Source organism: Gordonia sp. SGD-V-85, assembly GCF_001456905.1.
GTDB classification, from domain to species: Bacteria; Actinomycetota; Actinomycetes; order Mycobacteriales; family Mycobacteriaceae; genus Gordonia; species Gordonia hongkongensis.
In genome coordinates, this window is record NZ_LNQO01000011.1 from 1 (window position 1) to 25,430 (window position 25,430).

General features: G+C 67.3%; 23 protein-coding genes. 7 read left to right on the forward strand and 16 right to left on the reverse strand.

Annotation, left to right across the window (positions count from 1 at the left end; genetic code table 11):
* Positions 1–302: transposase (locus tag AS181_RS14080; protein ID WP_175404336.1), on the reverse strand; the 302-nt coding region annotated here is incomplete at its 3' end.
* Between AS181_RS14080 and AS181_RS14085 the strand changes: the two genes are divergently transcribed.
* The gene (locus AS181_RS14085; protein WP_442902787.1) at positions 295–1,359 is read left to right on the forward strand and encodes an IS110 family transposase; all 1,065 of its coding nucleotides are present in this window, start codon (positions 295–297) and stop codon (positions 1,357–1,359) included. The two genes, AS181_RS14080 and AS181_RS14085, sit on opposite strands and share 8 nt — an antisense overlap.
* 77 nt (positions 1,360–1,436) lie before the next feature.
* On the opposite strand, the gene AS181_RS14090 is transcribed toward AS181_RS14085, so the two are convergent.
* The 3 genes from AS181_RS14090 to AS181_RS14100 all read right to left on the reverse strand — a co-directional run bounded on the left by AS181_RS14090 (position 1,437) and on the right by AS181_RS14100 (position 3,180).
* Entirely contained in the window at positions 1,437–1,718 is a 282-nt protein-coding gene (locus AS181_RS14090) for a hypothetical protein (RefSeq protein WP_058252308.1), read from the reverse strand.
* Positions 1,719–1,793: 75 nt separating this feature from the next.
* On the reverse strand, positions 1,794–2,168 hold the full coding sequence (locus AS181_RS14095; protein ID WP_058252201.1) for a YidH family protein: 375 nt from the start codon (positions 2,166–2,168) through the stop codon (positions 1,794–1,796).
* A 37-nt stretch (positions 2,169–2,205) separates the two neighbouring features.
* Entirely contained in the window at positions 2,206–3,180 is a 975-nt protein-coding gene (locus AS181_RS14100; protein ID WP_058252202.1) for an alpha/beta hydrolase, read from the reverse strand.
* Between the two features lie 159 nt (positions 3,181–3,339).
* On the opposite strand from AS181_RS14100, the gene AS181_RS14105 reads away from it, so the two are divergent.
* A complete protein-coding gene (locus AS181_RS14105) occupies positions 3,340–7,206 on the forward strand; it encodes a Pls/PosA family non-ribosomal peptide synthetase (protein ID WP_058252203.1) in 3,867 nt (1,288 codons plus the stop codon).
* A 226-nt stretch (positions 7,207–7,432) separates the two neighbouring features.
* Here AS181_RS14105 and AS181_RS14110 read toward each other — a convergent pair whose 3' ends face one another.
* Positions 7,433–8,020 (reverse strand): HdeD family acid-resistance protein, encoded by a 588-nt coding sequence (locus AS181_RS14110; RefSeq protein WP_058252204.1) that lies wholly within the window; start codon positions 8,018–8,020, stop codon positions 7,433–7,435.
* Between the two features lie 107 nt (positions 8,021–8,127).
* Between AS181_RS14110 and AS181_RS14115 the strand changes: the two genes are divergently transcribed.
* Together AS181_RS14115 and AS181_RS14120 are read left to right on the forward strand one after the other, a co-directional pair.
* Complete coding sequence (locus AS181_RS14115) at positions 8,128–9,006, forward strand: acyl-CoA thioesterase domain-containing protein (RefSeq protein WP_058252205.1); 879 nt, start codon at positions 8,128–8,130, stop codon at positions 9,004–9,006.
* Positions 9,007–9,086: 80 nt separating this feature from the next.
* Positions 9,087–10,157 carry a DUF4185 domain-containing protein gene (locus AS181_RS14120; protein WP_058252206.1) on the forward strand — a complete coding sequence of 357 codons (1,071 nt, stop codon included), beginning with the start codon at positions 9,087–9,089 and terminating at the stop codon, positions 10,155–10,157.
* Between the two features lie 45 nt (positions 10,158–10,202).
* On the opposite strand, the gene AS181_RS14125 is transcribed toward AS181_RS14120, so the two are convergent.
* The 4 genes from AS181_RS14125 to AS181_RS14140 all read right to left on the reverse strand — a co-directional run bounded on the left by AS181_RS14125 (position 10,203) and on the right by AS181_RS14140 (position 13,378).
* Positions 10,203–10,712: a nitroreductase/quinone reductase family protein gene (locus AS181_RS14125; protein WP_058252207.1), complete on the reverse strand. Its 510-nt coding sequence runs from the start codon at positions 10,710–10,712 to the stop codon at positions 10,203–10,205.
* A 155-nt stretch (positions 10,713–10,867) separates the two neighbouring features.
* Positions 10,868–11,515, reverse strand: a complete 648-nt coding sequence (locus AS181_RS14130; RefSeq protein ID WP_058252208.1) for a DUF305 domain-containing protein — start codon at positions 11,513–11,515, stop codon at positions 10,868–10,870.
* A 103-nt stretch (positions 11,516–11,618) separates the two neighbouring features.
* Positions 11,619–12,074, reverse strand: a complete 456-nt coding sequence (locus tag AS181_RS14135; RefSeq protein WP_058252209.1) for a hypothetical protein — start codon at positions 12,072–12,074, stop codon at positions 11,619–11,621.
* A 17-nt stretch (positions 12,075–12,091) separates the two neighbouring features.
* Positions 12,092–13,378, reverse strand: a complete 1,287-nt coding sequence (locus AS181_RS14140) for a phosphatase PAP2 family protein (protein WP_435084662.1) — start codon at positions 13,376–13,378, stop codon at positions 12,092–12,094.
* 236 nt (positions 13,379–13,614) lie between these two features.
* On the opposite strand from AS181_RS14140, the gene AS181_RS14145 reads away from it, so the two are divergent.
* On the forward strand, positions 13,615–13,830 hold the full coding sequence (locus AS181_RS14145) for a hypothetical protein (RefSeq protein ID WP_058252309.1): 216 nt from the start codon (positions 13,615–13,617) through the stop codon (positions 13,828–13,830).
* A 115-nt stretch (positions 13,831–13,945) separates the two neighbouring features.
* Positions 13,946–14,716: a deoxyribonuclease IV gene (locus tag AS181_RS14150; RefSeq protein ID WP_058252211.1), complete on the forward strand. Its 771-nt coding sequence runs from the start codon at positions 13,946–13,948 to the stop codon at positions 14,714–14,716.
* A gap of 8 nt (positions 14,717–14,724) precedes the next feature.
* Here the strand turns inward: AS181_RS14150 and AS181_RS14155 are convergent, their stop codons facing one another.
* Positions 14,725–15,291, reverse strand: coding sequence for a hypothetical protein (locus AS181_RS14155; protein ID WP_058252212.1), 567 nt, complete (start codon positions 15,289–15,291; stop codon positions 14,725–14,727).
* Between the two features lie 252 nt (positions 15,292–15,543).
* Between AS181_RS14155 and AS181_RS14160 the strand changes: the two genes are divergently transcribed.
* Complete coding sequence (locus AS181_RS14160) at positions 15,544–17,379, forward strand: acyl-CoA dehydrogenase (RefSeq protein WP_058252213.1); 1,836 nt, start codon at positions 15,544–15,546, stop codon at positions 17,377–17,379.
* A 103-nt stretch (positions 17,380–17,482) separates the two neighbouring features.
* Here the strand turns inward: AS181_RS14160 and AS181_RS14165 are convergent, their stop codons facing one another.
* The 6 genes from AS181_RS14165 to AS181_RS14190 form a co-directional block, all read right to left on the reverse strand.
* Positions 17,483–18,229: an LppU/SCO3897 family protein gene (locus AS181_RS14165; protein ID WP_231742438.1), complete on the reverse strand. Its 747-nt coding sequence runs from the start codon at positions 18,227–18,229 to the stop codon at positions 17,483–17,485.
* Positions 18,230–18,390: 161 nt separating this feature from the next.
* On the reverse strand, positions 18,391–18,996 hold the full coding sequence (locus AS181_RS24590) for a hypothetical protein (protein ID WP_231742439.1): 606 nt from the start codon (positions 18,994–18,996) through the stop codon (positions 18,391–18,393).
* Positions 18,997–19,333: 337 nt separating this feature from the next.
* Positions 19,334–21,418 (reverse strand): TerD family protein, encoded by a 2,085-nt coding sequence (locus AS181_RS14175; protein WP_058252215.1) that lies wholly within the window; start codon positions 21,416–21,418, stop codon positions 19,334–19,336.
* 118 nt (positions 21,419–21,536) lie between these two features.
* On the reverse strand, positions 21,537–22,754 hold the full coding sequence (locus tag AS181_RS14180; RefSeq protein ID WP_058252216.1) for a glycerate kinase family protein: 1,218 nt from the start codon (positions 22,752–22,754) through the stop codon (positions 21,537–21,539).
* Positions 22,755–22,848: 94 nt separating this feature from the next.
* On the reverse strand, positions 22,849–24,411 hold the full coding sequence (locus AS181_RS14185) for an SLC13 family permease (RefSeq protein WP_082652947.1): 1,563 nt from the start codon (positions 24,409–24,411) through the stop codon (positions 22,849–22,851).
* A gap of 147 nt (positions 24,412–24,558) precedes the next feature.
* Complete coding sequence (locus tag AS181_RS14190; RefSeq protein ID WP_058252218.1) at positions 24,559–25,338, reverse strand: SDR family NAD(P)-dependent oxidoreductase; 780 nt, start codon at positions 25,336–25,338, stop codon at positions 24,559–24,561.
* Positions 25,339–25,430 lie beyond the last annotated feature (92 nt).

A 25,430-nucleotide genomic window follows, 5' to 3' on the forward strand; every position in this document is an offset into this window, starting at 1 on the left:
TCCACCGTTTTCGGGCTCGACCCGTTGCGGGCGTTGGGCAGTTGCCGACCGGCCGGATCGCCCTTGGCATAACCGAGGTGATCGGTCAGCTCGGCCTTCAGGCCGCGTTCGAGGGCGAGTTTGATCAGACCCGGGATCAGGCCGCCGTCGCCGGTGATCTGGACCTGGCCGGTATCGATCTGGGCCAACAACTCATCGACCATGCCCGAGGCCTCCAGCGCCTCGGCCACCTCCGCGGTCGAACGCGGCTCAGCCAGCTGCTGACCGTCGTCGTGCTGCTTGTCGTCTAACGCCATGCTCATAGATTGTCCTCTCACTGATGAGCACTGGACTTACACAGACCATCTGACACCCCCCCCGTTCGAGGTGATGCTGGTCAACGCCCACGACGCCAAGAACCTCCCGGGCCGCAAAACCGATGTGTCGGATGCGGCGTGGCTGGCGCAGCTGGCCGCCCACGGGCTGTTGCGTGCCTCGTTCGTGCCGCCCGAACCGATCCGACGGTTACGCGATCTGACCCGCACCCGCACCGCGATCACCCGCGAACGCGGCCGCGAGATTCAACGGTTGGAGAAAGTCCTCGAAGACGCCGGCATCAAACTGTCGGTGGTGGTCTCCGATATCAACGGGGTCTCGTCGCGATTCATGTTGCAGGCGCTGGTCAAGGGTGAACGCGATCCCGCCGTGTTGGCGGAGTTGTCGGTGAAACAACTCCGCCGCAAAATCCCCGCGTTGACCCAGGCGTTGCAGGGCCGCTTCACCGACCACCACGCGTTCCTGGTCGAGTTGCATCTGGATTTCATCACCGAACACACCACCCGGATCGACGCGTTGACCGAGCGCATCGAGAAGGTGATGGCGCCGTTTCAAGCCAAACGCGACCTGATCTGCACGATCCCGGGTATCTCCACCACCACCGCCGATGTGATCATCGCCGAGACCGGCGGCCAGATGGCCCAGTTCCCCACACCAGGCCATTTGGCCTCGTGGGCGGGAGTCTGCCCCGGCCAGCACCAATCCGCCGGACGGGTCAAAAACGTCAAAACCCGCCCCGGTAACCGTCACCTCAAAGGTGCTCTCGGTGCTACGGCGTTATCGATCGCCAGCCACAAAGGCACGTTCCTCAACGCCAAGTACCGGCGCCTGGTCCGCTCTCGCGGCAAACCCAAAGCGATCGTCGCCCTCGAGCACACCCTGCTCACCGTGGTCTGGATCATGCTCACCGACAACGTCGTCTACGACGAACCCGGCCCCGACTACCACCAGCAACGCCACCCCGAACGCACCAAGAACCGCGCCATTTACGACCTACACAAACTCGGATACGACGTCACCATCACACCCCACGGAGCGGCCTGAGCAGCCACCTCACCTAACTCTTCGGATTAGGGAGCAATGGATATGTCGTTCTCTCGGATCAGGGAGCAGGGGTGAGCTCAGTCGTCGAGGTCGTCGAAGTTGTCGATCAGGCCACGGCGCCGGGGGCGATCGTCGGTGTCCTTGACCCGTTCACCGAGGCGGCGGCGGAGCTGCATGGCGATCAGCACGACGTTCACGACGACCACGGCGATCCCGACGACCACCCAGAACCACCGGCCGTCCTGCCACCAGCCGACCGTCAGCCAGCCGATACAGAAGATGAGGATGGTCGCGCCGACGATGGTCAGCGTCATCGAGAACGTCTGCGCGCTCCGCGAGAAGTCGGGGCCGGTGGTCACGATGATCTCCTGCAGTGGTGGACAGCTGATGGTCGCGGCCGCCGACATGGGCAGCGTGCCGTTGTGGAGCGCAGGTCAGGACTGGATCACCATGGCAACCGCGACGAGGACGGCCACCACCACTATCGCAGCGACCACGAGCATGACCTGCGTCGGCCCCGGCATCTCGCCACCGGAGTTCAGCGCGCGCGTGGTCCGTCGCCACCGCCAGGCGCCGAGGACCGCCAGCGAGGCACCGAGTCCGACCATCACGACGCCGAGCGCGACGTCGACCATCGGCGTCGTCTCGTCGGGAGCGAGGTAGACCACCGCGATACCGGCCGCCATGAAGCCGAGTGCGGTCCGCACCCAGGCGAGCAGCGTGCGCTCGGCGGCGAGGGTGAATCGGGCGTCCACTGCGCCGGGCGGTCTGGTCTCCAGCTCGTCGGCGTACGACTGCCCCGGGTTCACCGCATCCGGAGTCGCCGGGTTCGGGGCACCCGCCCCGTCAGCCGGCCCGTTTGCCCGTTCGCTCGTCAGTGCTCTTGCCCTCTCGGATCGCTTCGGCGGCGAAGGCCGCGGTCACCTCGACCGCGTCCAGGGTCTCCGGGTGGCGGGCGCTCAACACCGGGAAGGCGTGCACCTGCCATGCGTAGAGGTGCGCCACGGCCGTGACGCCCGCAGCGTCGAGCGACTCGACGAGGTCGATGACGTCGGGCTCGAGCATCTCACCTTCGGCCGCGACCAGCACGGTCGGCGGGAACGAGGTGAGATCGGCGTCGGCGATGCGGCGCACACCGGTCAGCTGGACGGGCCCCTGATCGAACTGGGGCGCCAACCGGGCCATCTTCGACTTGGGCAGATAGGCGTCGGATCGACTCGAACGGTCCGGGTGGACCCCCAGGTCCATGTCGAGGAGCGGCGAGAACCCGATCAGCGCCGTGGGTGTGGGCAGGCCGCGCGCCGTGGCCGCCTCGACCACCTTCGCGGCCAGGAAACCGCCGGCCGAGTCACCGGCCACGATCACCCGTCGGAAGCCACGCTCGTTGATCAGCTCCGCGTAGGCGTCGACCGCGTCCACGACGGACGTCCCGACACCGGCCTTCGGCAGCTGCCGGTACTCGAGCGCGAACACCGGCACCTCACACGCCCGCGCCATCCGCGCGGCGATCGATCGGTGGGTGCCGAGCCCGCAGACCACGAAGGCGCCGCCGTGCAGGTAGAGCATCGCGGTGTCGCCGTCCCGGCGTGACGGTCCGACCGGCATGATCAGCTCGGCGGGCCGCCCGGCGAGGACCAGCTGCTCACGGACCACTCCGCGGGGTTTGGGTCCAACGGCAAAGATGCGGTCGATGAGGAACAGCCCCGCCAGCCCCTGCTTGTTGACCGGCCACAGCGCCAGGGTCGGTTTCAGGAGCGCACGCGCACCGAACCAGATGGGGAACGACCGCAGGCTCGGCCGACGGTGATGAACGATGGGCATCAGATTCCTCCTGTGCCCGAACGTACACCCCGCGAGCGTCCGTTTCAGTCCGTTCGTCGGGGTCGCCGTTCACGGTGTCGAGGTCGTTCGGTCACCTTCGTCGGCTATATTCTCGGACTCGTGACCAGATCGCGGATGCGCCCGGCAGGTGCCGCTTAGGTGCCCATTCCACCTCAATTCCTCCTGTCTGCACAGGCAGACCCGCCGCGCACCCTGTGCGACGTGCTCACCGCCACCGCGCGTGCACACCCGGATGCCGCGGCCATCGACGACGGCGAGATGACCCTCACCTACGGCCAGTTGCTGGCCGTGGTCCGCCGCACGGTCGCACATCTCGGCGACGTCGGCGTCGGGCGGGGAAGCCGGGTCGGCATCCGGATGCCGTCGGGGTCGCGGGACCTGTACGTCGCGATCCTGGCGACCCTCTATGCCGGCGCGGCGTACGTGCCGGTCGACGCCGACGACCCGGACGAACGCGCCGAGCTCGTCTTCGGCGAGGCCGAGGTCGACGCCATCGTCGACGCCGACGGACCCCGTTCGACGAAATCGGCGTCGACGCCCGCGGAACCCCCTGCCCGCCCCACACCCGACGACGACGCGTGGATCATCTTCACCTCCGGTTCCACCGGCAAGCCGAAGGGCGTCGCGGTCACCCACCGCAACGCGGCGGCGTTCGTCGACGCCGAGGCGGCCATGTTCCTGCCGGACGCCCCGATCGGTCCGCACGACCGTGTCCTGGCCGGACTGTCGGTCGCGTTCGACGCCTCGTGCGAGGAGATGTGGCTGGCGTGGCGCAACGGCGCGTGCCTGGTGCCCGCACCGCGCTCGCTGGTCCGCAGCGGCATGGACCTCGGGCCGTGGTTGGTGGCGCGCGACATCACGATCGTGTCGACGGTTCCCACGCTGGCGTCCCTGTGGCCGCCGGAGGCGCTGGAAGCCGTGCGGCTGTTGATCTTCGGCGGCGAGGCCTGCCCGCCGGAGCTCGCCGACCGGCTCGCCGTCCCCGGCCGCGAGGTGTGGAACACCTACGGCCCCACCGAGGCGACGGTCGTCGCGTGCGCCGCCCCGCTGGGAGGTGACGGCCCGGTCCGTATCGGATTGCCGCTGCGCGGTTGGGATCTCGCGGTCGTCGACGCCCAGGGCCAGCCGGTGGCCGAGGGCGAGGTCGGTGAACTCGTGATCGGCGGCGTCGGCCTGGCGCGCTACCTCGATCCCGCGAAGGACGCGGAGAAGTACGCACCGATGCCCACGCTCGGCTGGGAACGCGCCTATCGCAGTGGTGATCTCGTGCGCCTGGACACCGCCGGCCTGTTGTTCATGGGCCGCGCCGACGACCAGGTGAAGGTCGGCGGACGGCGCATCGAACTCGGCGAGATCGACAACGCTCTGCAGAACCTGCCCGGCGTGAGCGGAGCCGCAGCCGCGGTCCGCAAGTCCGCGGCCGGCAACAGTCTGCTCGTCGGCTATCTCGTGTCGGCCGATCCCGGCTTCGACGTCGCCGAGGCGCACGCCGAGCTGCGGCGACAGCTGCCCGCCGCGATGGTCCCCACCCTTGCCCTCGTCGACGAATTGCCCACGCGCACTTCGGGGAAGGTTGATCGTGATGCGCTGCCCTGGCCCCTGCCGGGCAGCGACAGACCAGTCGATGACGACGTTGAACTCAGCGAGACCGAACTGTGGCTGGCACAGCTGTGGACCGACGTCCTCGGCATGACCGTCTCCAGCCCGGACGTCGACTTCTTCGCCGAGGGCGGTGGATCACTGGCCGCGGCCCAGCTCGTCACCGCGGTCCGGGAACGCTACCCCGACATCTCGGTGGCCGATCTCTACGACCGTCCGCGCCTCGGGTCCATGGCCGAGATGCTCGACGCCCGCCGCCCGACGTCGAGCATCGATGAACGCCTCGTCGAACCGACCCCGCGCTCGGCCGGGCTGGCGCAGCTCCTGCTGACCATCCCGCTGACGACGCTCACCGGATTGCAGTGGGCCACATGGCTCGGTGTGGCGAACAACGTGGCGCTGCTCGTCGCCGACCGGATGGATCGCACGGTCGAGTGGCTGGTCGAGATCAACTGGTGGGTCCTGCTCGCGGCGTTCCTGATCTTCATCACCCCGCCCGGTCGCATGTGCATCGCGGCGCTCGGTGCGCGGGTGCTCCTCGCCGGGGTCGCTCCGGGCGTTCATCCGCGGGGCGGGAGCGTCCACGTCCGGCTCTGGGTGGCCGAGCGACTCCTCGACGCCAGCGGTGCCGCCAACCTGTCCGGTGCGCCATGGATGATCTACCTCGCGCGGGCTCTCGGGGCGTCGATCGGGCGCGGCGTCGACCTGCACACCATCCCGCCGGTGACCGGACTGCTCACGGTCGGGGACGGCGCGTCCGTCGAACCCGAGGTCGACATCTCCGGATGGTGGATCGACGGCGACGACGTCCACATCGGCGAGATCGCCATCAAACGCGGCGCGTCGATCGGTGCCCGGTCGACGCTCACCCCCGGTGCGGTCGTCGGACGCGACGCGGTCGTCGCCCCGGGTTCGGCGGTGTTCGGCCGGGTCAAGGCCCGGCAGCACTGGGCCGGGTCGCCCGCGGTGAAGATCGGCAAGGCCGAGCATCCCTGGCCCGACCACCGGCCCCCGCGGGCCACGTGGTGGGTACCCATATACGGACTGTCGTCGTTGGGGCTCGCCGCGATCCCCCTGCTCTCGCTGGCCTCGGGCCTGGCCGTCATCGGCGCCTGGGCCCTGACCGCGGACCGGTTGCGCGACGTCGGGATCCGGGCGCTGATCTTGTTACCCGTGGCCACCGTCACGAGCCTGTTCGTGTTCGCGGCGATCACCGCGGTCCTGGTCCGGCTCGCCTCGATCGGGCTCCACACCGGGTATCACCCGGTCCGGTCCCGCGTCGGCTGGCAGGTCTGGATCACCGAACGCCTCCTCGACGCGGCCCGCACCTATCTGTTCCCGCTGTACGCCAGCCTGCTGACCCCGACGTGGTTCCGCATCCTCGGCGCGAAGGTCGGTGAGGGAACCGAGATCTCGACCGCGCTCGTGCTCCCCCGGTTCACCACCATCGGCGACGGCGCCTTCCTCGCCGACGACACGATGGTCGCGTCGTACGAACTCGGTGGCGGCTGGCTGCACATCGACGAGGCGAAGATCGGCAAGCGCTCCTTCCTCGGCAACTCCGGCATGACCGGCCCCGGGCGCAAGGTCCCCAAGAACGGTCTGGTGGCCGTGCTGTCGGCGACGCCCGACCGGGCCAAGTCGGGCTCGAGTTGGCTGGGCAGCCCACCGGTCCGCCTGCGCCGCACCGCCGCCGAGATCGACACCTCACGCACCTTCGACCCGCCGGCGACGCTCAAGGTCGCCCGCTCGCTGATCGAGACATTGCGCCTGGTGCCGGTCATGGTGTCGTTCGGGCTCGGCGTCGGACTGTTGCTCGCGCTGCAGTATGTGGCCGTCCATGAGCACTACGGGGTCGCGGCAGCGGTGAGCGGTCTGCTCCTGCTGGTCGTCGGCGCGATCGCCTGCGTCACCGCGGCGGCGGCGAAATGGCTGGTCGTCGGCCGCATCACGGTGAGCGAACATCCGCTGTGGAGTTCGTTCGTATGGCGGAACGAGCTGTCCGACGCCTTCGTCGAGACAGTGGCGGCTCCGTGGTTCGCCAACGCCGCGACCGGCACGCCGATCCTCAACCTGTGGCTGCGGATGCTCGGCGCCAAGATCGGCCGCGGCGTCTGGTGCGAGACCTACTGGCTGCCCGAGGCCGACCTCGTCACCCTCGGCGACGGCGCGACCGTGCAGCGCGGCTGCGTCGTGCAGACCCACCTGTTCCACGATCGGGTCATGGCCATCGACCGTGTCACGCTCGGGGCCGGCGCGACCCTCGGCCCGCACTGCGTCGCCCTACCGGCGTCCGGACTCGGCGACTCGGCGACCGTCGGACCGGCATCGCTGGTCATGCGCGGCGACGTGGTCCCGGCCCACACCCGCTGGCAGGGGAACCCCATCGCTCCCTGGCCACGCTGATCCGAAGGGACCGCACAACCGCAGGTCACAGCCCCTGTTCCCTGAGGTGCGAGGAGCGAAAGCGACGAGCCACGAAGGGTTGGCGACACACCTCACCAGGACCCTTCGTGACGCTCGCAAGCTCGCTCCTCAGGGAGCAAAGATGTGACGCTCGCAAGCTCCGGCCTCCTCAGGGAGCAGTTAGAGGGCTCACTCCGGGCGCACCGGGCTCTTTCGTAGTTCCGGCTCAGACCGCGGGGTCCCCGGCGACCGGCTGCTCGACCTTCTTCGGCAGCGTGAGCAGTGTGGCGATCGACAGTGCGACGAGCATGATGCCGCCGACCCAGGCGAGCACCTCGAGCGAGAAGGCGGGCAGCACCATCATCACGATCCCCGCGATGATCGCGATGATGCCCGAGACGATCGAGAACCAGATGGGGGCGTGACCGGACTTGGTGATCGCCGCGTACAGGTCGGCGACGCCCTGGAAGATCCAGCCGATGCCGATGAACACCGCGAGCAGCCAGACCGCGTCGCCCGGGCTGAACAGTGCGATCACCCCGGCCAGCAGCACGATCGCGCCGACGACGCCGAGCATCACCCGGACCCCGGTACTGAGGAACGACGCCGCGAAGGCCTGGTAGATGCGGAAGATGCCGGCGATGATCAGCGAGATGGCGAACAGGATCGCGAGCACGACGATGGTCGGTCCGGGCCACAGGATCGCGATGACCCCGATCACGATGCCGACGATCGACGTGATGATGAGTGCCGTGCGCACGGCACCGACCAGTTCGTCGGGGAAGTGTTTGGTGTACACCGTGGCGAAAGTCATGGTGGGAGGTTATCCGGCACAGCAGGATCCGGCGCGCTATTCGCTCAGGAGCGGCACAAACCCGACCGCATCGCCGACGCAGATGAACAGCGGGGTAACAAGTAACGATGACCAACATCGCGTTCTTCGAGCCGATCTCCGACACCGGCCGGCCCGACGCCGGTCTCCGATACCGGCCGACACCCTTCGCCGCCAGCCTGTGGGCGCCCGGCACCCTGAACGGTCCGGCGGTGTGCGGCCTCGCCGCGCGGGCGGTCGAGACCGAGTTCGGTGATGATGAATACGTACCCGCCCGGTGCACCATCGACCTCTTCAAGGCCGCGCGCGACATCGTCACCTCCACCCGGGTCCGAATCGTCCGATCGGGCGGACGAATCCGGGTCGTCGACGTCGACGTGCTCCAACACCCCGAAGGTGCGGATGAGGTGCTCGTCGCGCGCGGCACGACGGTGTTCCTGCGCACCTCGACCAACCCGCCCGGGCAGCGGTGGCATCGCCCCGCGGACGCGGTCACCTTCCACCCACCCGAGATCGCCTCCGATGACGACCTGTCCCCCCGGTTCGCCTCCGATGCCGCGGACGACACCGTCGGTGAATGGGAGCGCGACATGGGCAATCACCAGAACGGGCACCGCAAACGGATGTGGTCGCGGGCCGCGCCCATCGTGGCGGGCGAGAAGCTCACCCCGTTCCAGCGGGCGGTCGTCAGCGCCGAATCCGCCAGCCTGGTGTCGAACTGGGGCACCACCGGCATCGGATTCATCAACTGCGATCTGACCGTCGCCCTCAGCCGTCTGCCGTCGGGTGAGCGGGTCGGGGTCGAGGCCGACGTCCACATCGAGGACGACGGCGTCTCGGTCAGCAACGCGGGACTCTACGACGCCGACGGCATGTTCGGGACCGCGCTCGTGACCGCGGTGAACAATGCTGCCGCACAGATCGACTTCACCACCGTGGACACCTCGGAACGCTATCGCGAAGCCTGAGTTCGACACGACCGTTCGCGGTGGTCGGGCACCGTAGCGGACCTCACACATATCTCTCAGGTCTTGATAAGGTCACGGCCATGACACGGCGCCTCGCACGGCTTTTCCTGGGTCTAGTCGTCACCTTGCTCGCTCTGGCCCTGACGACGACCCTGGCCGCCTCCCCCGCCCACGCCGCCCGCTACGCCAACGGTCCGGCGACCATCGTCAACCGGTTGACGGGGCCGTTCGCGATGAACGACACCATCGGACGGTTCAACATCGTCGGTACCGATCTCGGTGTCATGTGGGACAACGGCCGAGGTGAGATCCTCACGGCGTTCGGTGACACCCAGTCGTTCAACGGGTGGTCCCTCCTGTACGGCGAGCTCTACTACTGGCGGTCCAACGTCCTGCTGCGCAGCACGGACCGCCACCTGGCCGACGGCATGACGTTCACCTCGCACGCCGGCCGGCCGGGTCATGCCAAGCGCCTGCTCAAGCCGAACGTCCGCCGCGAGATCACGATCATCCCGACCGCCGGCGTGGCTGCCAACGGCAAGCAGTACATGACCGTGATGTCGGTCAAACGGTGGGATTCGCCCGGCATCTGGACCACCAACTGGGCGGGCCTCGTCTCCTCCACCGACAACGGCGAGAACTGGCGCTCGGTCGGTGCGTTCCGCCCCAATGGCGGCGGCAACAAGAAGTTCCAGATGGGCGCCTTCCTGAAGGTCGGCAAGACCGTCTACTACTACGGCACACCCGACGGCCGCTGGGGCGGTGTCTACCTCGCGCGCGTCGACGAGAAGGACATCGAGAATCTCGGCAAGTGGCAGTACTTCTCGTACGGCCGTTGGGTTCCGAACAACCCCGACGCAGCCACCCCGGTGATGGGCGCCCCTACGGGCGAGATGTCGGTCCAGTGGAACGACTATCTGGGCAAGTACATCTCGCTGGCGAGCCAGGACGTCGGCGTGACGCTGCGCACCGCCGACAACCCTTGGGGCCCATGGACTTCCGGTGAGATCGTCGCACCCTCGGTGGACCCGTACACGGGTTACGCGCCGTACATCCACCCGTGGTCGAAGGGCAGCACACTCTACTTCACCTACTCGGTCTCCATCGGCTATCAGGTGTACCTGATGCGTCTGCCGCTGCGGCGCGGCTGATCTCGACCACTGCCATCGGGGCGGTTGCCCCGAGTCTGCCGATGGTCAACTGGCGGCGATGGTGAGCACGACCAGCGGGATGGGGCGGTCGACCTTGGACTGGAAGTCCGCCAGCAGTGGGTTGTTGGCCAGCACCCAGGCTGCGAACTCGTCGTAGTCCTCGCCTTCGAGCACCTTGCCGGTCCCCTGGTGCGTATTGTCTCGGAATTCGATCATGACCTGTGGATTCGCCTTGATGTTGTACCACCATGCCGGGTACTTGTCCTCGATGAACGAGCTCACGTACATGGTGTCGTCGCGGTGACAGGGTCCCAGTGGAACCGTGTGTGGCTTTCCGCTCTTGGCCCCGGTGGTGGTGAGCAGGATGAGGTCCGCGCCCGCGTAAGCGCCGCCCACCTTGCCCGCGTTCTCCCGAAACTCCTTGATCACATCATCGTTCCAGTTGGCGATGCCACCCTCTTGATCCCACGCCTGGTTCCACGGCGCGTTCGGATCGTCGTAGTCGGTGATATTGGTCTGATCGGGTTGTCCTGCTGTCGATTCGGTTTCACTCATGATCCGAGTGTGTCGTCGAGTTAGGACAGTTACGGTCCTAACTCGAAATCGCTACGAAAACTCGTCCTGCGCCTGTCGGTAGGTGACCCGCCGACACGTCGGGGCGGTTGACGTCCGTTTCCGGACCCAACCGCCCCGGCGCCGTCTGTTGGTGCTCAGCTCTGGCCGAGCAAGCCCTTCATCTGGTCGATCTCGGCCTGCTGGGTCCGCTTGACCTCTAGGGCAAGGGTTTTCGTCGCGGGGTCTACGCCGTCGGCGAGTACCGCGTCGGCCATCGCGATGGCGCCCTCGTGGTGCCGGATCATGCCCTCGAGCCAGAGCCGGTCGAACTCGGGACCGCGTGCGTCCCGCAAGGCGGCCATCTGGTCCGGGCTGAGCATGCCCGGCATCGCGGAGTGACCACCGTGGCCCATGTTCTCGTGGCCGTCGTCGAGGCCGTCGGTACTGACGCCCCAGCTCTGCAGACGGTTCTCCATCTGCTCGATCTCGGCGTCCTGGGCCTTCTCGATCGTCGACGCGAGGGCGATCAGTTCCGCATTGTCCGTCCGGCCCTCGACGAGTTCGGCCATCTCCACGGCCTGGTCATGGTGTCCGATCATCGTCGAGGTGAACTCGACGTCGGCCTCGTTGTGAGTGGCCGACGCCGGAGCTTGCGTCGCCACCGATGCCGAGGTGTTGGCGGAGGTGGCGTCGCTCGCTGTTTCGTCGGGCGAGCAACCGGCGACTGCGATGAGTGCCGCCGCGGCCAGGCCGATCCCTGCCGCCGTCCGGATACGGCGCCGAGATGTGTTGTGTACGTACATGAGTGCATTCCTTGCTGCTGTCGGAGTTCCCGGCGGGCGCGACGCCGGCCGAGAGGGAGGAGAGATGACGACACGACGGACCGAGCGGTCCGCGGAGGTCAGCTCAGCAGCGGATCACCTGTAGTTGCAGATGGGAGTACATGGCCCACGGCGGCGGACGACCCAGGATCGTCGTCCGACGGCGAGCGGTGTCGACGATCCGCGGAAACGCCGCAAGCGACCAGAGCAGGAGAACAAGAACCACGGCCGGAAGATCGACGCCCGCCGCACGGATGAACACGCAGTCGTGCGAGTGCTCACCGCAGTCGTCGGTTCCGGTCATCTTCGGGGCTGACGTCATCGTCGACGATGCCGTGAGCGCCGAATGCTCCGCATGGTGGGACATCCCGCTCTCGCCGTGTAATTCCGGCCCGCTCGCTCCGCTCCCGGCGCCGCCACCGGAAGGCCCGCCATGACCCGACACCACCGTGTGCATCAGCATCACGGCGAGAGCGAGCACGAGAACGAGTGCGCGGCGCCGTACGACGGCGCCACGACCGGTTCTGCGGCGGCGGCTCACGGTGCCAGGTTACGAGGTCAGGATGCCGTCGTCGACGCCCTGGCGTCATCGGGACGCCGATCGTCTCCCGACTCCGACGCTGCATCCTCGGCGGCTCGGCGTCGTTGTCGTGGGATCAAGATCTTGCGATCGATGATCTGGTAGGTCGCGACCACCGCGGCGGCCAGCAGCCACCCGAGCACGATGTCGAAGATGTAGTGCTCGGCGGTGTACACCAGGGCGAACGCCATCGCGAGGGCGTAGCCCATGAACAGTGTCTTGCCGAGCGCCTTCACCCGCGGCCACATGAAGAGCGCGAGGAGCATCGTCAGACCCGCGTGCAGCGACGGGATCGCGGCCACCAGGTTGGACTTGCCCTGCCCGACCTCGACGAGGTTCGACGCCGCATGGATGTTGAGGTACCCCCAGCCGCGAGCCGAGATCCGTTCGACGTAGGGGTTGGCGTCCGGATACTCGTTGTCCAGCGTCCCGAGCAGACCGCCGGGCTCCTCGGCCTCGGGCGAGTACATGCAGATCGGGTCACGCGGGAAGTCCTGGACCTCGGCCGCGGTGCATCGCGCGGCGGCCCACGGCGGGGCGCCCGGGACGAGGGTGTAACCGACCAGGGCGAGGAAGGTCGTCGCCACGAAACACGCCGCGTAGCGTCGCCAGGCGGCGCGGTCCTTCAGCCACAACACGGCCGCGACCGCGTACGGGATGATGAAGTACGACATGTAGACGATGCTGACGATGACCTCCCACCAGGGCGGACTCGCCTGCTTGAGGTGCTCCTGCAGCCATGCCGTGGGATTGACCCCGCCGGTCAGCCAAGCATCGAAATCGATCGCCAGATGCCAGTGGGTGGGCATGTCGACGATGCGCGCGACGTCCCGGGTCCAGTCGTAGAGGATCAGGATCAGCGCGAACGGCGCCCAGTCGATGAGGATCGTGATGAACTTGCGCCGGCCGATACAGGCAGCCGCCAGTCCCAGACACATCAGGATGATCAGGCGCGTGCGGTCGAAGGCCAGACCGTAGAGGGCGACGTGCACCGCCATCAGCACGATCCAGGCGCCGATCGCGATGCGCCGGACCATCGTCAGATCGCGACGGCTCTCGGGATCGGCTTCCATCTCGGCGGCGGCGGCCAGGTCGTCGAGGATCGGTTCCACACCCGCGCGCCCGGTGTCGTCGCGGTCGGTGTCCTGACGACCGGTGACCACCACGGAGTTGGTGTCGGAGGTGGTCGTCTCGGCGCTCTCGCGCTCGTCGCGCTTGGAGGGTCTGCCCGGCTGCGGGACGCCCACCGTCTCGTCGACACTCACCCGACACAACCCCGCCCGTCACACCCCGCAGGGCAACCACCCACTTAAACTGCCGTCAGTGTAATGGCCATCTGTTGTTCGCGAGCCAAGCCGACGGCCAGGCATGTCGGATTTGAGCATTTCCGATGCCGCAAGCCCGCGCGAACGGTCTCCGCCAGCGGTTTTCGCCGGACACCTCGCCGATCAGGGTGTTGTGGATCACACTGGAGGGCGTCGATCCCCTGAAGGAGGTCTCGGTGCCCAATCGCTACCTGCGCTACGGCGACCAGCGCTACATCATCAACAAGGAGGCGGAGGCCCGTCTCAACCGCACCCTCGACGCGGTGTACGCCGACGGAACCCGCGGTCACGAGTGGCTGAACCTCTATCACGACAGCGCGGCACCGTGTCGACTCCTCATCGCACCCGGGGTCCCGATCACCATCGAGACCGAGCCCTGTCTGGGCGACTGATCTCCCGTCGCCGCGGAGAGCCGGTTGGACGAAGCAGGTGACCGCCCCGGCGTGTCCCCGTGATCCATGACGACGGGCGCGTCCGCGTGTCAGGGCGGGCCACTATCGTTGTCGCATGCGCATCGGAGCCCATCTTCGCGAGGACGCCGACCCCTTGGCCACTGCGGCCGAGCTCGGGATCGATGTCTTCCAGATGTTCGTCACGGATCCTCAGAGCTGGAAGAAGCCGCAGCCGAACCCGCGCGCGGCGGAGTTCCGTGAGTCCGACATCGACGTCGTCGTGCACTCGAGCTACCAGATCAACGTCGCCAGTCTGAACAACCGGCTGCGGATGCCGTCGCGCAAGGCCGTCGAGCAGCAGGCCGCGGCCGCCGCCGAACTCGGCGCCTTCGGGCTCGTCGTGCACGGCGGACATTTGCGCGACGGGGAGGACAGCGCCGAGGGATTCGCGAACTGGCGCAAGCTGTTCGACCGCCAGGCCGACAAGGGCGGTTTCGGCGTCCCGATCCTCATCGAGAACACCGCGGGCGGCGACCACGCGATGGCACGCACGCTCGAGTCCATCGACCGTCTGTGGGAGGCGGTCGGCGACTTCGACGAGGCCGGCTTCTGCCTCGACACGTGCCACGCCTGGGCCGGCGGCGAGGATCTCGTCGGACTCGTCGAGCGCGTCCGTCAGATCACCGGCCGGATCGATCTCGTGCACCTCAACAACTCTCGCGACGAGTTCGACTCGGGCCGCGACCGTCACGCCAACCTCGCGTCGGGCCACATCGACCCCGAGGTGCTCGTCGCCGTCGCCGAGGCGGCGGGCGCACCGGTCATCCTGGAGACGCCCGGCGACGGCATCCCCGATGATCTCGAGTACCTGCGCTCAGCTCTATAACCCGTCGATCACGACAGATTCCAGGCGGGCGCCGGCGGAGTCACCGGGTATGCGGCGACGTTCATGACGACCGTCCCGTCGCAGGGCCCGCCGTCGATCGTGGTCCGCCACACGCCCTTCAGCGTGCCGTCGCCCTGCGGGGTGTAGGTCGCGATCGACGTCGCCGGGCGCCACACCTTCGGCACCCCCGCGCCCTGCCAGCAGTCCCATTCCCAGTCATAACGATGCACCCAGGATCCTGCCTCCCAGGTGTAGCGCGGCGGCTGCGGCAGCGTCGGATTCGCGGGTTTCGGCCCGTCGATCACCGTCGCCACGCACGTACCGCCGTCGCACGATGTCCTGAAGGTGTAGTCGTCGGAGAAGTCCGGCTCCGCCTGCCGGGCCGCGAGGCTCGTTCCGGTCTTCGAGGCGGCGAACCGCTTCAACGAATACACGCCGTCCCACGAGGGCGTCGCCGCGGCGTCTGCCGGGGCGACAGCCACCAGAAGTCCGGCGGCCAGGGCGACGATCGAGATCACGACGCTCACGAAACCTGTCGCGCCGAGACGTGCGGGTCCGATCACCAGTCTGCGCATTCGTTCATTGGAACGTACTCGCGGTTCCTGCGCCGGCGTTGCGGATTTCTCGGCGCTCCGGGTGCACCAACCGGCGCAGATCACACATCTTCCGATTGATCCGGCGGGGATATGGGGCTACTCTTGGGTTACCGACGAGTAACATAGCTCGGACCGAACAGCCCCTCATCCGGCCGGTACGCGCACAACCGTGAGCGATCGGACCGGGTCGAGGACGCCATCGCAGACGGCCACACCAGACAAGGAACAACCATGGGCCATTACAAGAGCAACATGCGCGACCTGCAGTTCAATCTCTTCGAACTGTTCGAGCTCGACAAGGTACTGGAGTCCGGCGACTTCGGGGACCTCGACCACGAGACAGCCGTCGACATGCTGCGCGAGGTCCGTGCGCTGGCCGAGGGCCCGATCGCCGAGTCCTTCGTCGACGCCGACCGCAATCCCCCGGTCTTCGACCCCGACGAGCACACCGTCACGATCCCCGAGTCGTTCAAGAAGTCGTACAACGCCCTGGTCGAGGGCGGCTGGGACAAGATCGGCATCGCCGAGGAGCTCGGCGGCCTGCCGGCCCCGCGCTCGCTGTACTGGGCCATCGGCGAGATGATCCTCGGCGCCAACCCGCCCGTGTTCATGTACGCCGCCGGCGCGGGCTTCGCGAACATCTTCTACAACAACGGCACCGACGAGCAGAAGAAGTGGGCCGCCATCTGCTCCGAGCGCGGCTGGGGCGCCACCATGGTGCTGACCGAGCCCGACGCCGGTTCCGACGTGGGCGCCGGACGCACCAAGGCCGTGCAGCAGGAAGACGGTTCCTGGCACATCGACGGTGTGAAGCGATTCATCACCTCGGCCGATCAGGACATGACCGAGAACATCTTCCACCTCGTGCTCGCCCGCCCCGAGGGCGCCGGACCCGGCACCAAGGGTCTGTCGCTGTTCTTCGTGCCCAAGTACCACTTCGACTTCGAGACCGGCGAACTCGGCGAGCGCAACGGCGTCTTCGTCACCAACGTCGAGCACAAGATGGGCATCAAGGCGTCGGCCACCTGTGAGGTCACCTTCGGACAGCACGGCACTCCCGCCAAGGGCTGGCTCGTCGGCGACGTCCACAAGGGCATCGCGCAGATGTTCGAGGTCATCGAGCACGCGCGGATGATGGTGGGCACCAAGGCCATCTCGACCCTGTCGACCGGTTACCTGAACGCGCTCGAGTACGCCAAGGAGCGTATCCAGGGTGCGGACATGACCCAGATGACCGACAAGTCCGCACCGCGCGTGTCGATCACCCACCACCCCGATGTGCGTCGTTCGCTGATGACACAGAAGGCCTACGCCGAAGGTCTGCGCGCGATCTACCTCTACACCGCGTCGCACCAGGACACCGCCGCCGCGAAGATCGTGTCCGGCGCCGATGCCGAGATGGCCCACCGCGTCAACGATCTGCTGCTCCCGATCGTCAAGGGCGTCGGCTCCGAGCGCGCCTACGGCACCCTCGGTCACGAGTCGCTGCAGACGCTCGGCGGGTCGGGATTCCTCCAGGACTACCCGATCGAGCAGTACATCCGTGACTCGAAGATCGACTCGCTGTACGAGGGCACCACCGCCATCCAGGCCCAGGATTTCTTCTTCCGCAAGATCATCCGCGACAAGGGCCAGGCGCTCGCGCACGTCGCCGGGCAGATCCAGAGCTTCATCGACTCCGAGGCGGGCAACGGCCGGCTGAAGACCGAGCGGGCACTGCTGAAGACGGCGCTCGACGACGTGCAGGCGATGGCTGCCTCGCTGACCAACGATCTGATGGCGGCACAGGAGAACTCGACCGAGCTGTACAAGGTCGGACTCGGTTCGGTCCGCTTCCTGATGGCCGTCGGCGACCTGCTCATCGGCTGGCTGCTCCTCCGCCAGGCCGAGGTCGCCCTCGCAGCTCTCGACAACGGGGCCTCCGACGCCGACAAGTCCTTCTACGAAGGCAAGGTCGCCGTGGCGAGCTTCTTCGCGAAGAACATGCTCCCGCTACTCACCTCGGTTCGCGTCACCGTCGAGAACATCGACAACGACATCATGGAACTCGACGAAGCGGCCTTCTGAGCCCGACCAATCCGAGAACTCCCACCGGCGAATCCGCCGGTGGGAGTTCTTCTTTGCGTCGAGTCGGCGCACATCGCGGCTCAGACCCCGCGGTGCGGCATCGTCACTCGATCACGCTGAAGCAGTAACCGACCGGGCGCGGTTTCTCCGCGAAGTAGGTCCCGTCCGAGTCGGGACATTCGGGCTCCCCCGCGGCCTTGGTGTCCACGCGGATGTTCGTTCCGCCGGAAACCGGCGACCCACAGTCGATCTCACGAATGTCGGCGAGCGCGGTACCACCGGTCGCGGACGGGATGTAGTAACAACGACCCTCCTGGTACACCGGCGCCAGACAGAGCGCGCCCTCCTCGCCCGCGACCCAGTAGCGCGAGTAGTTGGGACCGCAGAGCCCTTGCGTGATGGACTTCTCCGCGACGACGTAGTGGAAGTCGGTGTCGCCGCAGGACACCTCGTCGGCCTTGAGGGTCTCCGGCTCCGCCGTCACGACGATGCACTCGCCGGCGTCGACGTCACTGGTGTCGGTGACCCCACCTCCCTGCGCCGACGACACCAGCACCCGCGCCACGCCACCGGCGATCACGATCAAGAGCAGCACCCCGACGATTCCCAGCGCGACCCACAGACCGGTGCGCTTCTTCTTCGGTGGCGGCGGGAACGGCGGCCCGGGCGGGTACATCCCGCCCGGCATCGGACCCGGGTACTGGGGCCGACCGCCGTAGGGCACCTGGTTCGGCGGCGGTGCGCCGTAGGGCTGGTTCGGTGGCGGGTACCCGCCGTTCGGCGGGTACTGCCCGGGTTGCGGTTGTGGCCCGAATCGCGGGTCCCCCGGCTGGTATGGCGAGTTGGTCACGCGCGAAGACTACCGCCACCTGCCGCCACGTCCAGGGCACCGATGAACCTCGACTCGACTGATGGACTTCGATCGAAGTCCGTCAGTCGAGGTGAGGTTCGCCGGTCGGGCGGCAGGAACCGTACCTTTGTCACCCCTCGGAACTCATGGACGCAGGCTGGTCACTCCAGGAAGGTGAGGCAGTAACCAGTGGGGGTCGGCTTCGGGATGAAGTACTTCGACTGGCCTTCGGGGCACGTCGGCTTGCCCTCGACTTTCGAATCGACACGAATGTTGGTTGCGCCGGGAACCACAATCGGCTCGGCGCAATCGATCTCGCGAGTCTCGGCGATCGCGACGCCTTCGGTGGCAGCGGAGAGGAAGTAGCAGCTGCCGAGGTTCAGAACCTCCGCGAGACACAACCCGCCGGCCGCAGACGGATACTTGGTCGAGAACCAGAACTTCGCATACTCCGGACCACAGCTCTCCCTGCCGGTCGACATCGAGACCACGACGTAGCGGAATTCAGAACCTGAGCACGAGGCCCGCTTCGGGATGAGCGAGCCCTGCCTGACCTCCATCTGGACGCATTCACCTATGGAGATGTGGCTACTACCGGTCAGCACTCTGCTGGGCGGGATCGATTCTCCCAGTCGATGGACGCCAAGGCCCGCCACCGCGAAAACCACAAGACCGACAACACCGAGCGAAACCCACAACCAGGTGCGCTTCTTCTTCCGCTGCGGCGGCGGGAACGGCGGGCCTGGTGGGTACATGCCTCCCGGCACCGGACCGCCGTAGGGAGGCGGCGCGGCGTACGACCGGTTCGACGGATAGAAGCCCGGGTGCGGAGGATAGTGCCCGGGTGGGGGTTGTGGTCCGACTCGCGGGTCCCCCGACTGATATGGCGAATTGGTCACGCGCGAACACTATCCCGAACCCCCCGATCACGGACTTTCGTATCCACCTGTCGATCCGTGACCGATGGGGCATCGGCGTATCGAGTCACCGACGAACCTCAGCTCGACTGATGGACTTCGATCGAGGTCCATCAGTCGAGCTGAGGTTCGTCAGTGGGGCGCGGTGACCGGATGGCGGCCCAGGCGTCGTGAATTCGTCTGCGGCTCAGGCATCCCTTCCCGACCGCACCCGCTCAACCACATCCGCATAGAAGGTGGTGGTCAGGAGAACCATGGCCGTCACGAATCCACCCTCGCTGCCAGACCGTTTCGACCCCATGGACGACTCCATGGTCACCGTGAACTCGCGGATGTCGCGGCCGTCGGTAGGCATGACAGAGGTCGCGTCTGCGCGAATGTCCTTCAGCAGCGCCGCGGTCGACTCGACCCGACTTCCCGCGTGATGCGCCGTGATCCGTAGGTCCTCGGGTGCGCCCGAGAGGTGACGGACCAGCCAGTTGATCTTGGTCTGCGGTCGCCCTGCCCGCGGGGCTGCGGTTTTCAACGAGCAACCGATACGCCCGCGGCCAAGGTCTGCGTGCATTGCCACCGGTCCAGCCGCTCCGGATACTCGCAACAACGCGAAGAGCTCCCCTGAATCGGCCAGTTGCCGAGCGCGGCTGACCGAATCGACTCGACTCGCCGGGGCTTGTGCAGTCACGCGCTGCCCGGTCAGTGCGCTGAGCCGGAGCGCGACGTGGCGGGCCAGACGATCGAATCTGTCGCACACGTCCGACGTCGAGTCGTCCGACGCGCCGACCGTCTTGTTCTTGACCGCTTCCCGGATCTTGACCCACTGCTTACCCATGTCGTCGAAGGTCCGCATACCGGACTGGCTGTCGGCGGCGTACCAGAGGAGTTCCTCGAGCAGGCGAGCTCGCACCCTGTCGCCGACGCCGACATGCTCGTGCACGATCATTGCCTCGGCGAGGATCTCCTCCCACGAAAGATGTTTCAGGACAATGTTCTTCAAAGGTCGACTCTCGACGGCGAAAGGGTGGAGATCCGGGGAGGCCATCAGGTCGCCGCTGATCGTGATCACTGCGTCGAACGACTTCGCCTTGGCCAGTTTGAGGTAGGTTCCGACCTGATCCCCGGTCAGCTCCGCCCGGCCGGTTTTCACTTCGACAAGTGCTCGCCACACCTTGCTACCGCGACTCACCTTGATCAGTCCATCGGGGCGCACGTCCTCACCCGACATCGAGAATCGAACTTCGGTGAATGCTTCGATACGTCCTCGCGGCGCTCCGGTCTGGCTGAGGACCGCGCGGCCGAACTCGGGGACCGTTTCCATCGTGGCCAACAGAATGGACGTCGTGCGCATCTCTTGTTCGGCGGCCGACTTGATGCCTGCAGATGGAAAGAGGCGCGCCCGCTTCCACTCCGACTCAACCTGTCGAGGTAGATATGCCAGAGTTCTCGACGCCCAGTCTTTCGGCAACGGCGCCGGGCGTCGTTTTCGGCCGATCGAGACCTTCGTACCGGGCTCACTCAGTGAAGGTGCGGTTTCTTGCACGGCGTCATCGGCACCCGGCATTCCGGTGTCGGCGGCAAGAGCCGCCTCGGCCGAACTTGCGTCAGGGACCGACCCGGCAACGTTCTGTTCCGTGTCCGGTTCCTCGTCCTCATCAGTCGAATCCAGGCTGCCGTCGACAGACTCTGTGTCGTCGACTTCGATCCCATGGTCGGAAACCAGGGCCTCGAGCCCTCCGTCGTAACCCTGACCGACGGCTCGGATCTTCCAGGCATCGTTGCGTCGGTATATCTCGCCGAAGATCAGCGCGCGTTCCGACGACAGACCTTCCATTGCGTGCACGACGAACGGAGCATCTGGCTCGTCTGCATGGGCGACGTACATGGTGACGAGCTCGGCGTCTCCGAAGCTCGCATCTGTCCGAGGGTCTGTGCTGGCCGTGACCATTATTCGCGCGACCGAATCGGGTATGCGCGCGAGATCGACCTCCACGGCATCTTTCTGACTGAACGAACTGCCGTCCGGGTCCTGCTGATGCACCTCGTGCGAGACCAGCCGTACAGCGCCTCCCACCCCCGTGGGCTGGTTGTAGAAGATCAGGTCGTCATTGGACCGCACTTGACCGTCGTCACCGAGGATGAGGATGCCGGCGTCGAGCCCGATCTCCTTGCCCGCAGCCGCTTCGGTCTGGATGACGACCACCAGCCGCGGTGAGTTTTCGCCGGCGACTTCGTCGACAGAGACGTTTCCACCCTTGGACAGCTCACGAAGCTCCACCTCGCCAACCTATTGGCAACACCCTGGTCGGCGTGTGGCAAATCGGACAAGTGGGTCGAATTCGAGGCCCATTTGATTGATTGGAGGATCGGTCCCCGCACATCCGCGGGCGAGGAGATCAGACCGCCTTCTTCCGCTTCCGCTGCCCGGCCCGGGCGGAGACCGCGGCGCCGAGGAGGATCATCCGCATGGTGCGCTCGGCGGCGTCGGCGAGGAGTTGCTCGCCATTGGCGACTGCCTCCGACAAGGGCATCGGTACCGTGATGATCGACGCGATCGCCCCGATCCCCACGTCGTGGACGGCGGGCGCACCGTGCCCGAGCGAACCCGCCAGCGCGACAACGGGCACACCCCGCAACTGGGCGCGGCGGGCCACCTCCGCGGGCACCTTGCCGCGAGGGGTCTGGAAGTCGATCGAACCCTCTGCGGTGATCACCAGATCCGCCTTGCCGATCCGATGATCGAGGTCGATGCCGGACAGCCCGGAATCGAGTAGTGCGTCGAACCGCGAGCGCAGTTTCCCGCCGGCTGCCGCCAGGCCCGCACCTAGTCCACCCGACGCGCCGGCCCCGGCCCCCTGCCGATAGTCGATGTCGGCCAGCCCATCCCGCTGCAGTATGTCCGCCCAGACGTCGAGCGCCGCCGACAGCGAGTCGACCTGTGCGGGCGTCGCCCCCTTCTGCGGCCCGAAGACGCGGGCGACGCCGCTCGGTCCGCAGAGGACGTTGTGCGGGTTGCCCGCGACCACCACCTCGGTCTCACGCAACCGCGGATGCAGGCCGGTGAGATCCAGCGACGCCGCGCGCGCCAGTTCGTTTCCGCCGCGATCGATCTCGTCACCGTCATGGTCCAGGACGCGCGCACCGAGCGCCTGGAGCGCACCCGCGCCGCCGTCGCATGTGCCCGAGTCGCCGCAGCCGACGAGAATCGCCGACACCCCCGCGTCGAGGGCCGCGGCAATCAGTTGTCCCACTCCGTAAGTGGTGGTGGCGCCGGGATCTCGCTGCCCCGCCGGAACGAGTGCCAATCCAGCTGCGGCGGCCATCTCGACGACGCCGATGCGGTTCCGACCGACGCCGACCTCGGCCCAGTGCGACTGCACCGGCTCACCGGTGGGACCGCGGACGGTCAGCTCGTGGAGCCGCCCGTTGCCCGCGGCCGCCAGAATGCGCGCCGTTCCCTCCCCGCCGTCCGCGATCGGTGCGATGTCGACGCGCACCCCGGGGAGCGTGCGCCGCACCCCCGCGGCGATGGCGGTCGCCACCGACACGGCGTCGAGGCTCTCCTTGAAACCACTCGGGGCGACCAGGATTCGTTGCGGAACTCGGACAGACATCGGCACTCCTGTTGATCGATCGGACAAGGTCTTGATGAGGAGACGGGAACTCGCACCCGGAGGCACATTCGGGACAGTCGCGGCGATGCGACGGTCAGGACGAGAGCAGGGGCAGACCCAGGTAGGGCCAGACCCAGAACGCGAAGATGATGAGCAGCACCAGCGACACCGGCGCGAGCAGCGCCGACATCGTGAGCAGATGTCGGGATTCGTAACCGGGGACGTCGTCGCTCGCCGCGAACATGGCGACCGGTTTGGCCGAGCTGGTGAGGGTGATGCAGAACCCGGCGGCCGCGGTGGACAGGAAGGCCGCGGCGACGGGGTCGACCCCGACGGCCGGGGCGGTCACCACGATGATCGGGATCAGTACCGCCGAACGGGCCGAACGGGATTGGATCACCAGATGCGCGAGCAGCGAGACGATCGCCGCGACGACGACGAACACCATCGCCGCCGCCGGCCCGGTCTCGGCGATGGACCCGAAAGCCTGATCCGCCAGCCACTCCGCGGCACCACTGGAGTTGAGCGCCATCCCCAGCGCGAGGGTGGCGGCCATGAACAGCAGGAGCGTCCACGGGACGGTCTTCAGCGCCGCGCCCAGCGTCGTCGCGCCGACCGCCGGCGCCGACGCGGCCAGCGCGCCGAGCACCGCGACGATGGCCGGGTCGACACCGTGCAGCGGTTCTGAACACCACAGCGCCACAACGAGTCCGAGGATGCCGGACACCCGTCGTTGTGCAGACGTGAGCGGGCCGGAGGTCGCCGTCCCGGTCGTCGCGAGAGCGGTCGGCGGCACGCACAGCGGACGTGCCCGCTCGGCGCGATCGGTCATCAACCACAGTGCCGACTCGGCCGCGAGGTGCGACCACACGAGCGCCAGGGGGATGCCGAGGACCGCCCAGTGCAGGAATCCGATACCGCCACCGGTTGCGGCCGAGACGATCTCGACGGTGATGAGGTGCGCACCGGCACCCAGAAGCGATCCCACCGCCGAGAAGAGGATCACCATCGGGAAGACCAGCGCGAGGCAGAGCACCAGGCGCGGTCGGTCACGCAGGACCGCGGCGAGCGCGAGAAATATCGGAAGAGCAAGGGCCGCACGGCCGGACGTCGCCGGGATCGCGAACGTGGTCAGCAACAGGGCCGCGGTGATCAGATGGACCAACTGACGAGGCGTCCGGGCCCGGCGGACGACCCGCGCCGACACACGAGCCGACAGACCTGACGCCGTGACCGCGGCTGCGATCACGAAAGCACCGATCAGCAACCAGATCACGCCGGAGCCGAGCGTGCCCGCGAACGTGTTGGCGTCGATGATGCCGAAGACCACCAGAGCGATACCGCCACCCAGCGCGACATAGGTGTCATCCAGCGGCGAGAAGATCCACGCCCACACCGCGATCAAGAACACGAGCAGGGTGACGACGGCGTCGAAGGACAGCTCGCCCGACCATCCGGCGTGACCGACGAACGCGCCGGCGACGACCACGACGACGAGTCCTGCTGTCGCCCAGAGTGACAGCAGGCCGCCGAGGGTGTCCCGCAGGGAGCGTCGGGGCGGTGGCGGCACCACCTTTCGCACCGGTGGACGCGTCGCGTACATCGTCACCGGCCCCGGGTGTCCCGGGCCTCGGTCGATCGTGTGCGGAACGTTCATGGCGACCACTCTGCGGTGCCGGCGTGACACCTTCATGAGGCGCGAATGAAAGTTCTTTCACGGAAAGAACCGGTGAACAGACGGCAAACCCACCACCGGATCGGGCCGGCGGTGGGTCTGCGCGGTTACCCCAGTGGTGTGTCGGATCTACTTCGGTGGCATCCGGATGCCGCCGTCGACGCGGATGACCTCCGCGTTCATGTAGCTGTTGGTGACCAGCTCGACGACCATCGAGGCGAGCTCGTCCGGCGCACCCAGGCGATGCGGGAACAGGACCGACTCGCCGAGCTTGGCCTTGAACGCCTCAGCCGCTTCGCCTTCACCGTAGATCGGGGTGTCGATCAGACCGGGGGCGATGGTGTTGACGCGGATGCCGACCGCGGCCAGGTCGCGCGCGACCGGGAGGGTCATGCCGACGACGCCGCCCTTCGACGACGAGTACGACGCCTGGCCGATCTGGCCGTCGAAGGCTGCGACGCTGGCCATGTTGACGATCGCGCCGCGCTCGCCGTGGCCGTCGAGCGGCTCGTTGCGGCTCATGGCGGTGGCCGCGAGACGGATGCAGTCGAAGGTGCCGATCAGGTTGATCGCGATGACCTTCTTGTAGGCGTCGAGGTTGTGGGCCGACCCGAACTCACCGTCGCGACCGATGGTGCGCTGCGCCCAGCCGATGCCGGCCGAGTTGACCAGCGCACGCAGCGGGCCCAGTTCGGTGGCCGCGTTGACGGCGGCTTCGATCTGTTCGGTCGAGGTCACGTCAACGGCGACGAACTGTCCGCCGATCTCCTTGGCGAGTTCCTCGCCCTTGTCCGCGTTCAGGTCGGCGACGATGACCTTTGCACCCTTGGCCGCCAGCTGGCGAGCCGCAGCCGCGCCGATGCCGGACGCGCCACCCGTGACGATTGCACTAGCTCCATTGATATCCACGCCCCGGAGCCTATCGAGCGTTCTATCGCTCGGTAAAGCCCTTCGGGGAAACACCCCGCATCGAAATCCTCCACATCAGATCACCCCGCGCC